The sequence below is a fragment of the Bacillus sp. JJ1533 genome (genome assembly GCF_036965045.1).
Taxonomy (GTDB): domain Bacteria; phylum Bacillota; class Bacilli; order Bacillales; family Bacillaceae_L; genus Ferdinandcohnia.
This window is the reverse complement of sequence record NZ_JBALOV010000002.1, coordinates 42,891-54,684: the sequence shown is the minus strand read 5'-3', so window position 1 is coordinate 54,684 and position 11,794 is coordinate 42,891. Positions and strand designations below refer to the sequence as shown.

Here is an 11,794-nt window from a genome sequence, read left to right as displayed (position 1 = left end):
TTATTTTTTTAAATCGTTAACAATAACAGCATGCTGTTTATCTAACCGATAGAAGAATAATACAACTACCTGAAGAACAGTAATAGCAATCGGCAATCCTAACATTAATAGAAGGATCATGTCTTTCACCTGTTCAGTAATCACTGATGGGTCATATCCAGCCCATCCTAAGGCGTAAGCAAGTAGAGCCGAGCCAAGTGCTACGCCAAATTTAGTCGAAAAACTATAGCTTGATACAAGTAACCCTTCCGGACGCTCCCCATACTTCCATTCCTGATAATCAATCGTATCACCAAGCATCGTTAGATTTGCGGGGTCACCATATCCAATCAAGATATTTGCAAGGAAGAAAATAATTGAAAACATAACAACTGATTGACCATCTACAAAATAAAGTGAAGCAAGCAATACCGCTGCGATTGCATAGAATAGCATACTAGAATTACGACTACTAAACTTTCGCAAGATGGAAAGGGCAAAGAAACCGCCGGCTAAGTTTGCTACGTTCAATAACGTTAAATAATAAGGCACCATATTAGGTTGCTCCAGCACATAATTCACATAATAGATAAGAACACCGTTCATTATTCCAAGTCTTACGAACCAAAGAAAAGAATTAACAGAGGTAAGGACCCAATATTTATTCTTAAACATTTGGGCAACTGATTTCTTCACGTTCATGTCCTTTTTCTTTTTAATAGGACTGACGCGTTCTTTACAATACTTAAAAGTTAGCCAAAACAAACCGATTCCAATTACGGAGTAGATCGCCATGACAATTGGAAAGCCCAACTGCTGGTTGCCGCCTCCTAGTAAATTAACCAAAGGAAGAGTGAGTGAAGCGACCATGATTGCACCAACCGAACGGCCGATTGCACGATAGCTATTTAATTCACCTTTTTCCTTTGAATCTCTGGACATCATTGGCATAAGTGCCCCATAAGGAATATTAATCATGGTATAAATAATCCCTAAAATCCCGTAAGTGATATAGGCATAGATGAGTTTTCCAGTGTCGGAAAAATCCGGTGTGATAAAGGTAATAACACTTAAGATACCGAACGGAATGGCTACATAAAGTAAATAAGGGCGTGCCTTCCCGTGCTTACTTTTCGTTTTATCAACAAAAATTCCCATAATCGGATCATTTAGCGCATCGAAAATACGTGTAATCAGAAATAGAGTTCCTACTGCCGCAGCAGTAATCCCAAACACATCTGTGTAAAAGAATAATAGATAACTATTTACCATTCCCCAAACAAAATTTGATGCAACATCCCCATAACCGTAGCTTATTTTTTCTTTTAAACTCAGCTTTTGGCTAGTATGCTGGTAGTCTGGTTTTAATTGAATTGCTGGCTCCATCTTCAAGCTCACTCCCTTTAATTTATAAAATCGTTTACAAAAAGACCTTCTAATGAATATCGTTGTCACCTTTAAGCGTTTTCAACAATCTATAAAAAACTTAGCATTATACGAATACTAAATTTTGCATTTCTTGTTTCACTAAATACGCTGCTCCAATAATCCCTGCATCATTACCTAATTTTGCAATTTCAACTTTACATTCTTTACCGATTCTACCTAACGAATATTTTTGAAAAGCGCTCGTAACTGGGCGAAGCAATTGATCTCCTGCATTGGATACTCCCCCGCCGATAAGAACCATGGAAGGATTAATAATCATCGCTGCATTCGCAATCAGTAATCCAAGGATATCTGCCGTTCGATTAATAACACTTTCACAGATCACATCACCATTTTTCGCTAATTCAAATACATCCTTAGCATCGATATGACCAACTTTCTGATAAAGGTTGGCTAATTGACTATTAGGATTTTCTTCGATTCTGTCCCTGGCTTGGCGCACAATCCCTGTGGCAGATGCAATGGTATCTAAACAACCTACACGACCACAATTACAAGGATACCCTTCTGGATCTGCGATAATATGTCCCAGCTCTCCAGCCGTACCGTTCATCCCATTAATAATTTCACCATTCGAGATAATGCCACTGCCTACACCAGTGCCAAGCGTCACGGCAATTAAATCTTTTGCGTTGTTTCCTGCCCCCCTCCAGTTCTCACCCAAAGCGACAAGATTCACATCATTCTCTACAAAAACTGGTAATCCTAGCTTTGCTGTTAACTCTTTTCCGAGTTCATAGTTACGCCATCCAATGTTAACTGCCTCGTATACGATACCTGTTTTTTTATCAACAAAGCCGGGTGCCCCAACACCTATGCCTACTATATTGGTAATACGAAACTCAGATAATTTGAGTGAAATGGAATGCCAAATATCAGGGACAATATGAATGCCTTGTTTCTCTTTATTTGTCTCAATCTCCCATTTATGAATGATATCTCCTTGTTCATTCAGGAAACCCATTTTTATCGTTGTTCCCCCGATATCAATCCCAATTATTGTTTCATCCATTGATGTCATCCTTTACTGGCACCTATTTTCAAAATATCAACTTAATAGATTGGCGCCTAAAAGGCTTAAATACCTTTTAAGCACCTCATTTATTCATTTTCTACTGCTTATTGTTCAGCTTTTTGCTAGATTCGTATGAACAATTAATACGTTTTAGTTATCAATGAAGCTGCTGCCTCATCGATGATTAAGATTGCATTTGGGTGTGCCCGTAAGATGGAAGCAGGACATTCCTCATTGATTGGACCTTCAACTGTTGCTTTAACAGCTTCAGCCTTTCTTTGACCGGAAGCCACCAAGAGAACCTCTTTTGCCTCCATGATATCAGCCAACCCTAATGTAAGCATTTGGGTAGGTGCTTCTTCACGGGTTAGATTTTGATACAACATTGTACTTTGAATCGTAGACTCGTCACTGTCTGCATGGAACAGGCGGGAATTAAAGGATGTACCTGGTTCATTCGCTCCTAAATGCCCATTAACCCCCAAACCTACAATTTGCAGATCCCGTGGATACTTCTTTAGTACGGCATTATAACGATTAATCTCAGACTGTAGGTCTTCTAAACTGCCATCCAATAATTCTACTACCTTTGGTTGAGCTTTTATTAAGCTATAAAACTTTTGCTGCATATATGTATAAACACTAAATGGCTTATTTCTTTCCGATATATATTCATCAAGATTCATTAGAATTGAATTACTAATGGAGATTTCATCGTTATTAATAGCCTCAACCCACAATTCAAATACGCGATCATAACTTGCCCCAGTGGTCGTATTGATTACACAATTTTCATTTTCGATATACGTATTTTTAATAACCTCAAATGCCTTTCTTGACATTTCTTCATAATCTTTAGTTAGAATAATTTTCATACTGATACTCCTTTTTAATAATTTTTTTAAAATATACCTTTCCTTAGTCATTTGTAACAAAATCTATTTTTCTAAATTACCACTTTTTTAAACTAAGTTTAACTATTAAAGAAAAAAAATGATTTTTCAAGGTTTTATCGGAGTAAAACTCCAAAAATAACCTAATTTGTTAAACTAAGTTTAATAAAGGTATTATAGCATCCATTTATTTCATATACAACTATAATTCACTTTTATTTGGCTTGTAGGGATACGATAATATCAATTCTATCCCCATTTTATAATAGAAGTAATAGGTGTTTTATTGTATAAGAAAAGAACGACCCCTAAATAAAGGACTTCTTTTTATAAAAATCGGTCCGCTAACCTATGATCATGTGTAACACGGTGAATATTAACTGCTAAATATATTTTATCATCAATAGAAATTTCTTGGTTGTTTTCCTTCTGTAAGTACACCACTATTTTTTGCATACATTGAAAAGCATCAGGAAACTTTTCCTCAATTTGTTCGTAAAAAAAACAATCAAATATCTTAGATACTTTTTCCTTACGAATTAACTCCGTTGCAACAAGACGTAAGTGTGTTAAAAATCGGTAATAGTTGACAGAGGATTCATCTAATTCTAATTGAAAATGGTCCTTGACGATCTTAATTATGTTGTTAACAATTTCTGTAATTTGATAAACAGCAGACGTATTTTCTATTGAGAGTTGACTATTTACTAAGTGAAGAGCTATATAAGCCGCCTCATCATTATCAAACCTGAATCCAGTTTCCTTTTTAATAATATCAAGTGCCTTTAATGCTACCTGAAACTCCCGCTTATAGTATTTTTGAATTTCCCATAACATCGGATTTTTCAAATGGATTCCTTGTTTATGCCTAGTTATCGCAAAACTTATGTGATCCGTTAATGCAACATACAAATAATCATCCAATTTAAGTGGCAAATGCGATTTCGCATAATTTATGATTTTCCACGAAATGTTTAAATAGTGCTCAGATGTATCTTCAAGTAATTTTGATAGTTTGTCAGAGACTCCATTTTTTTGCAATACAAAAGTCTTTTCAATTTTTGTAGTATCAATTGTGTCCCCATCCTTTCTATTAAAGGCTAGTCCCTTACCAATTAGGACAACTTCCTGGTTTGATTCATTCTTTGCCATAATCACATTATTATTTAAAACCTTCTCTATTTTTATATTTACACCTCACTTCCAACAAGGTAGATTATAAAATCAATATTTCGATTAAGAAACCATTCTAGAAGTACTATCTAAGACAGAAAACAAAGCCTAACAACAATAGATGCGAATCTTTAAAAAAGTAGTACAAACCATGATTAAGGTCAGTACTACTTTTTTAGATAGTATTTATTTGTTGTTATCTTCTAATAGAGATGCAGCTTCTTCGTCAATGATTACAATCGCATTTTCACAATTTCTTAATACTGTAACAGGGCAATCTGTAGTTATTTCACCTTCTAACAAGGCTTTCACTGCCTCTGCTTTATGCTTTCCAGACGCAATCAACAAAACTGTTTTTGCTTCTAAGATTTCAGTAAACCCGAGAGTTAACATTTCTGTAGGAGCCTCAGCTCTTTCAATACCATATTCTTTCATTGTACTTTGAATTGTAGATTCGTCATGTTTCGCTAGGAACATCGTTGAGTCAAAAGGAGTTCCCGGCTCATTTGCTCCAATATGACCATTAGTACCTAAACCTAGTAATTGAATATCTCTAGGATATTGGTCAAGGATAGCTTTATAACGAGCAATTTCCTTATCTGTATCTTGTGCTTCGCCATCAATTAGGAAAATATTATTAGGCTGTATATTGATTAAGTTATATAAATTTTTGTACATAAAGGTCCTTACTGTATAAACAGCATCTTTTGGACCCATATATTCATCTAAGTTCATGATTGTAACGTTACTAATATCAAGGCCATTATTAATATCTTCAACAAATAACTTAAACATCCCTCTTGGTGAGCCACCCGTGGTCATAGATATTACTGGTTCATCTTTAGTTTCTATTACTTCTTTGATTATTTCATACGCTTTTTTTGACATTTCATCATAATCTTTTACAAAAATAGTTTTCATTTGTTATTTCATTAAAACTGAATAGCTTTAATGAATCTTCCCTCCTAGATGTTGATATAATGGTTTCTTTCAAATACAACAAAATATTAACTAATAGATTTATTTTTTACTTCCTTTTTTAAGGCTCTTGCTGCTTGTTCTACTTTTGGTCCATATACCACTTGAATATTTTTCTTATCAATTTTAACCATTCCCAAGGAGCCAGTTGCTTTTAGTAATGATTCATTTACCAATGAAGTATCATTTAATACTAACCTTAATCTAGAAATACAATTGTCAATTTCTAAAACATTTTCTTTCCCACCTAATGCTTTAAGAATATTAGCACCTAGTTGATCTGCACCTGTTTCTTCATAAATAATTTCTTCATTTATATCAGAATCTGTATTTCTACCAGGTGTCTTAACATTAAACTTCTCTATCACATATTTAAATACAAAGTAATAAGTAACTGCATATACTAGTCCGACTATAACAATTAAGTACCATCTAGTATAGGTACCTTGTAAAATCCCAAAAATGGTTAAATCAATCATTCCGCCTCCAGCATTTCCTACAGCAACATTCATCATATCCATTAAGAAAAATGACAAACCAGCCATAAATGCATGGAATAACCATAGAATTGGAGAGATAAAAATAAAGGCAAATTCGATCGGTTCAGTAATACCAGTTACAAATGCAGTTAAAGCAGATGCAAGTAACATTCCTTTGATCTTTGGTCGTTGTTCCAAATAAGCGCTTTTATACATTGCATAACATGCAGCAGGTAATCCGAATACCATGAAGGCATGGGTTCCTTGTGTTAAAAAACGGGTTGATTGTCTTAATGTCTCAATATCTGGATTTGGTGATGCAAGTACTGCATTAAATATAGTTAAAGCCCCCGATACTGTTTCACCATCAACAACAGCTGTACCACCTATTGGTGTAAAACGAATCAACTGATTTAATACGTGATGTAGCCCTGTTGGAATCAGTAATCGTTCAGAAAAACCATACATAAAGGAACCAAATGCTCCTGAGATACTAATCAAGTTTCCTAATCCATTGATTGCACTGTTGAAATAAGGCCAGATAAAGAAAGTTAAAATTGAAATGAACGGAATTGTAACAATAATAACAATTGGTACAAAACGATTACCACTAAAGAAACTAAAAGCTGTAGGAAGTTGTTTTGTATGATATCTGTTATGAATGAAAGCAGTCCATAATCCTACAAGTATTCCTCCAAAAACCCCCATACGATACGTAAATATACCTAACATCGTTTCGTATGCATTTGAAATCTCAAATGCTTGAATTTGAGTTAAACCCTGACTAACTAAATATTCTACTGAAGTTGTTTCGAGCGTAATATCTTTTAATTGTAATAGATAACCAATCGTTACATGGAAAATAATAAAGGCTATCACTACAGCAAAACCAGCAATTTCCTTATCCTCTTTTGCTAGTCCAGTTGCAACCGAAATAGCAAATAATATAGGCAGTAAACCAAACATCATTGAAACTATTGCTCGAACTGCGCCTATGAAATTCTGGATCGTAGTAGCATTTGCAATAGTTTCACCAACAAGAGACGGGTTTTGTAGGATTGATACGATACCGAGTAGCAATCCCGAAGCTACAATAATTGATAATGGACCCATTAGTGTCTTTCCAAATTTTTGAATACTAGTTCTCATGACTTTCCACCTACTAACTTAAAAATTAGGAAAAATAATCTAGATTTATTCATGTAATTTAATCCCCCTGATTATGCTTGTATGCTCCGGATACATACTCAAATAATCATAAAATTATCTTTAAAGATAGACTATATAGAAAATTAACGATATAAAGGGAAAGCCCTTTCACCTTAACTTTCTGAACCTATGGTATCATTCGAAAAAATACCAAACAATACATTCTTGCAATTAAAACTCTTTAATCGTTTTTTGAATTTAAATCCAAATCGTGAAAAAATATTCATAGGAAATGGCCCTTTTACAAGGTGTCTTTAAATAATAGCTGTTTAGCTTGTAAATTATTTTTCTACAGGTCTCAAATAATGTAAACATTTGTAAAGAACTGTTTTTTTAATTTTCTGTCTTCTTACATAGTCTTTTCCACCACTAACTCTTCATTAGGGATATTATCGTGCAACTATCATTTTTAATAAAGGAAAATCCCATTTTTATGAAAACCTCAAAAGAGAATATTTGTACCCTTTAAAAAAGACATCAACTTGCCCCACCGAAATTATTCAAAATATTATTTTTCCAGCTTCCATCAAATATCATTAAAGATCGTACATTTTTACATAAAATGAAAATTTATTCAGAATATGATTATAAATTCTGATTCAACTACATCTGTTGTTCCAGTATATTACTAATGTTACTATTAGCCCGGTTAGTCAATACAATTATAAGCATGAAAGGGACGATAAAATAATGCAGGTAAATCTAGATAGAGTCATTAAAGACATCGAAACATTAGCAACCTTTAATGCAACTCCAGGTAATGGAGTCACAAGATCATCCTATTCTCCTGAAGATAAATTAGCCAAAGAATACTTAAAAAATGAGATGGAGAAAATTGGGCTAAAGGTGTGGGAAGATGGATTTTCGACATTATTTGGACGTAGAGAAGGAAAAAAAACCGATGCCCCAGTAATTATGATTGGATCCCACTATGATTCTGTTGTAAACGGTGGAGCTTTTGATGGAGTTGCAGGTACCGTTGCTGCCTTAGAAATCCTCCGTGTTTTTCATGAAAATAATATAGAAAATGAGTATCCGATTGAAATCATCGCTATGAATGCTGAAGAAGGCGAAACATTTGGACCAAGTACAGGTGTTTCTAATTCCAGAGCTATTGTCGGAACTTTAACAGAAACAGAACTTGACACTGTTAAAAATAGACATGGTTTAACGAAAAGAGAAGCAATGAAGGAATATGGTCTCATTCCAGATTTAGAAGCCGCGAAAAGAGAAAAAGGTTCAATTAAAAACTTTATCGAACTTCATATTGAACAGGGTCCAGTTCTTGATGATAACAACATCGATATTGGTTTAGTAGAATATCTTCCAGGTATTGGCCGATATAAAGTGAAGTTCCACGGAAAATTAGCAGACTCTACAGCACCAATGGATACTAGGAAAGATGCTGTAGTTGCTGCATCAAAATTTGTTTTAGCTGTGAATCAAATCGTCAAATCTTTAGGACCCGGCATTACGGGAACTGTAGGAGAAATGGAAATCTCACCAAATTCTAACCAATTTGTTCCGGAATACGTTCAAGCAAAAGTAGAAATCAGGACTTTTGATGTAGAAACACTCAATAAAGTTAATTTAAAAGAACTATTGATGGAGGAAATAAAAGCAATCCAAGAAGAGACAAATGTAGAAATTGAAATGATTGAAATGGCTCGGATTGGCTATAGTAATCCTACTTCACCGAGCGTTATGTCTAAGGAAAATGTGGAAATCATGGAGAACATTTGTAATAAGTTAGGTTATAAATATACGATCATCAACAACGGAACAGGACACGATGCAATGATTATGACAGATTTTGCACCGACTAATATGATTTACGTACCAAGTAAAGCTGGTATATCACATCATCCGGACGAATGGACGGATTATGAGGATCTAAAAAAAGGAATAGATGTAATGATGCATTTAGTATATGAAATTTGTAAATAAGTGCGGGGAAGGAAATTCAATGTTCAAACTTTTTAAAAAGGTTAATAAATTGGAAATAAAGTCTCCTATTATCGGGACAGGACTTCCTCTATCTGAAGTTCCTGATGAAGTATTTGCTACAAAAATGATGGGTGATGGAATTGCTTTTGAACCGTCAGAAAATAATCTATATGCACCTATTGATGGAGAAATCATTCAGGTATTCCCAACCTTGCATGCGATAGGTTTAAAATCAACTAATGGTTTGGAAATATTATTACACATTGGAATTGATACAGTAAACTTATCCGGAAAGGGATTTGAATGTTTTGTGAGTGTTGGAGATAGAGTCACTACTGGTCAAAAGTTAATCTCCTTTGATATAGACCTAATAAAAGAAAATGCTAAATCATCCATTACGCCCCTTATTATCACGAATATGGATAAGGTAGAAAATGTAGATTATAAGTATGGTACGGCCAACAAAGACACTATTATTTTAACAGTAACTGTAAAATAGCTAAAAGTATATTATTATAAATTGAAGGGCTATTATTCAATAACGTATTGAATAATAGCCCTTCAATCATATTGATCATTCCTGAAACTCTCTACTGCTTTGAACATAATTTGTGAATCCTTCGTACAATAAACTTAATACTAGATTTAAGGTACAATATGATGTGTTGTTTAATTGGTTAATTTTATTCAGGTTTGAAACCTGGTAATAAAGATTATAGTCTGCTAAATAAGCTAATTCATTTCTTGAAAAAACAGTAACAGATACCATAGGCACTTGCTTTACGGATATATGCTTCATTATTGAATCAACTGATTTGATATTTCCAGATAGAGATGCAACCAATATTAAATCATCCTGAGTTAATGTTGGAGAGATTAATTCAAGTTCAGTTCTGCTTGGGATGATATTTAAATATATATTATTATTTAATAAACATCTTGAGAATTCTTTAAGCATCAAATTTTGCCCATATCCGGTTCCATATGCAAAAATACGATTAGACTTTAAAAATAATTCATAAATTTTTTCTAAACTTTTATCGTCTTCAAAGAGCTTTATGGTCTCCTTCACATCTTTTAATAAAGTTGAGCTATTAAAAAGTTGAGTATCGGGCATTTTTATTTTTTTAATTCGATCAGCCTCTTCTTTTAGAAAATAGCGGAATTCACTGTACCCATCAAAGCTGAGTTTTTTTGTTGTCCTTATTATAGTAGAAGGAGAGACATTACAATACTTTGCAATTTCCGTTACTGTTTTGTCCTTACACATCTCTATATTTTGACTAATGAAACTAATTACATGCAAGTCATTATCGTTTAATTGATCATAATATTTATTAATTAGCGCTTCCAAACTCATGACAGGTAACCTCCTAGAAATTCACCAATACCTTTAAACAATACCCTCCCCATTATTATAACAAACTTCCAAATCAACTAAAATTGAAGTGTGTAATACTAATTTCAGCATTTAATTACTCAAAGAAATGCTAACAGCAGTGTTATTTCCTGTGAAAATTACACTGCTGGTATACTTGATTTTTTATTTACTTATTAAAATGAAGCTGGCATCTCTATTTGGGGACAGCTGCTTCTTTTTGTATACCCAAAATAAACCCTTCCGAAAACCCCCACCTCAAACCCGCATTCTTCCGTTCGAGTTAAAATAAAGATTTCCTACTGAACCCCTATTTTGGACCTTTTTCGATTTAAATAAGACTGTTTTTCCGCCTGTTTTTCCTCATTTTTTTCATGTATTTTCGGTAGTTAAAATAAAGTCTTCCGATAATGGAGAGAAGAATAAACGAAGAAATGGTTTAGGGAAATAAGAAAAAACATTGAGAAAAGATTGGATGAGACCTTCAGTCTCTTATTGAATAGCTGAGTGAATAAACTATTGAAAAAATACTGATACAGCAAGGATTTAGTAAGATTTAATCCACATAAAACAATTGAAATTTTATTGATTTTCTATTGGATTATATCAGAAAAAATCCCGGGTTCCTACTGAGGAAAAACCGGGATCATATTGAATCAGAATAGGAAATCGGAAATGTTTATTTTAACGAAAACCGAGCCTGAATCGGAAATGTTTATTTTTGTTCGGAAGAGTTTATTTGTTTTTTACACTTTTAATAATAACTGAGCAACTGCCTCAACATGTCTTGACATTAGGTCGCAGACACTTTTTCAAAACGGATGTAGTGGTGTTTACCTTACTTGTTGAAGCTAAACCGGAAGTCAGTTGTAATAAGACTTTCAACTAGCACCATAAGGCAAAGTTTCGTACTGCTTTGCCTTATGGATTTTTTATTATATCCCACGGAGTAATTATACCAAGTAATGACTCATTTTTTCTCCCGCTCTGGGTAATTAATATAGCATCGAGTTTGGTGCCATTGGATAGGCGCTTTCAGTATTGACAACAAATTTATGAATCAATTAGTTTAATAGTTATCTTAGGAGATTATTTCAAACCAAGACTCGAAATTAGGACTGCCCAAAGTACACGCGAAACTACCATTTACAATTACCCCTTCTTTTTCTGAGGCATTGAAAAGTTCCCCTTTTTTAACGTTATATCCATTAGTTCTAAAATCTTTTTTCGCTCTTACAATTATTAATTCGTCATCCGGTATAAATATTTTAAACATATTATTTCCTCTCAATCA

The 11,794-nt window shown here is 33.8% G+C and carries 10 protein-coding genes; 2 read left to right on the top strand and 8 right to left on the bottom strand.

Annotation, left to right across the window (positions count from 1 at the left end):
• The 6 genes from V7138_RS00790 to V7138_RS00765 all read right to left on the bottom strand — a co-directional run bounded on the left by V7138_RS00790 (window position 1) and on the right by V7138_RS00765 (window position 7,115).
• Window positions 1-1,365 (bottom strand): MFS transporter, encoded by a 1,365-nt coding sequence (locus V7138_RS00790; protein ID WP_335393335.1) that lies wholly within the window; start codon window positions 1,363-1,365, stop codon window positions 1-3.
• 106 nt (window positions 1,366-1,471) lie between these two features.
• The gene (locus tag V7138_RS00785; RefSeq protein ID WP_335393333.1) at window positions 1,472-2,440 is read right to left on the bottom strand and encodes an ROK family glucokinase; all 969 of its coding nucleotides are present in this window, start codon (window positions 2,438-2,440) and stop codon (window positions 1,472-1,474) included.
• 143 nt (window positions 2,441-2,583) lie between these two features.
• The gene (locus V7138_RS00780) at window positions 2,584-3,318 is read right to left on the bottom strand and encodes a glucosamine-6-phosphate deaminase (protein WP_335393331.1); all 735 of its coding nucleotides are present in this window, start codon (window positions 3,316-3,318) and stop codon (window positions 2,584-2,586) included.
• 345 nt (window positions 3,319-3,663) lie between these two features.
• Window positions 3,664-4,518 (bottom strand): BglG family transcription antiterminator LicT, encoded by an 855-nt coding sequence (gene licT, locus V7138_RS00775; RefSeq protein ID WP_335393436.1) that lies wholly within the window; start codon window positions 4,516-4,518, stop codon window positions 3,664-3,666.
• A 177-nt stretch (window positions 4,519-4,695) separates the two neighbouring features.
• Entirely contained in the window at window positions 4,696-5,430 is a 735-nt protein-coding gene (locus tag V7138_RS00770; protein WP_335393329.1) for a glucosamine-6-phosphate deaminase, read from the bottom strand.
• An 86-nt stretch (window positions 5,431-5,516) separates the two neighbouring features.
• The gene (locus tag V7138_RS00765; RefSeq protein WP_335393327.1) at window positions 5,517-7,115 is read right to left on the bottom strand and encodes a PTS transporter subunit EIIC; all 1,599 of its coding nucleotides are present in this window, start codon (window positions 7,113-7,115) and stop codon (window positions 5,517-5,519) included.
• 750 nt (window positions 7,116-7,865) lie between these two features.
• On the opposite strand from V7138_RS00765, the gene V7138_RS00760 reads away from it, so the two are divergent.
• Both V7138_RS00760 and V7138_RS00755 read left to right on the top strand, forming a co-directional pair.
• Window positions 7,866-9,122, top strand: coding sequence for a M20 family metallo-hydrolase (locus V7138_RS00760; protein WP_335393325.1), 1,257 nt, complete (start codon window positions 7,866-7,868; stop codon window positions 9,120-9,122).
• A gap of 19 nt (window positions 9,123-9,141) precedes the next feature.
• Entirely contained in the window at window positions 9,142-9,621 is a 480-nt protein-coding gene (locus tag V7138_RS00755) for a PTS sugar transporter subunit IIA (protein ID WP_335393323.1), read from the top strand.
• A gap of 75 nt (window positions 9,622-9,696) precedes the next feature.
• On the opposite strand, the gene V7138_RS00750 is transcribed toward V7138_RS00755, so the two are convergent.
• Together V7138_RS00750 and V7138_RS00745 are read right to left on the bottom strand one after the other, a co-directional pair.
• Window positions 9,697-10,482 (bottom strand): MurR/RpiR family transcriptional regulator, encoded by a 786-nt coding sequence (locus V7138_RS00750; protein WP_335393321.1) that lies wholly within the window; start codon window positions 10,480-10,482, stop codon window positions 9,697-9,699.
• A gap of 1,099 nt (window positions 10,483-11,581) precedes the next feature.
• Entirely contained in the window at window positions 11,582-11,776 is a 195-nt protein-coding gene (locus V7138_RS00745; protein ID WP_335393319.1) for a hypothetical protein, read from the bottom strand.
• Window positions 11,777-11,794 lie beyond the last annotated feature (18 nt).